Source organism: Oleiphilus sp. HI0123 (assembly GCF_001635315.1).
In genome coordinates, this window is sequence record NZ_LWGE01000893.1 from 1 (window position 1) to 261 (window position 261).

Annotated in this window: 1 protein-coding gene; it reads left to right on the forward strand. The window is 42.9% G+C overall.

Annotation, left to right across the window (positions count from 1 at the left end):
* Positions 1 to 261, forward strand: a 261-nt coding sequence (locus A3761_RS27380) for a hypothetical protein (protein WP_197472951.1), incomplete at both ends; no start/stop codon positions are given.

Sequence of the window (261 nt, forward strand, 5' to 3'; positions counted from 1 at the left end):
TCAAGGCTTTAATAGTGGTGAGTCGGTACTGAGCTGGGCATCGTATTTAGCCGCTATTCCTGCTCTATTAAGTATTATTGCGTTAGTGGCTAGTTATCTGGGCATATCAGTTGAATATAGTGGTGAATATTATTTCGAATTACTGTTCTGGGGTGGTGGGCACACTTTACAGTTCACGCATACCTTGCTTTTACTTGTTGCCTGGTTATGGCTTGCAAGTGCATGTGGTGCTCGTTTTAGCTATAAGCCTGGGCTACTTTT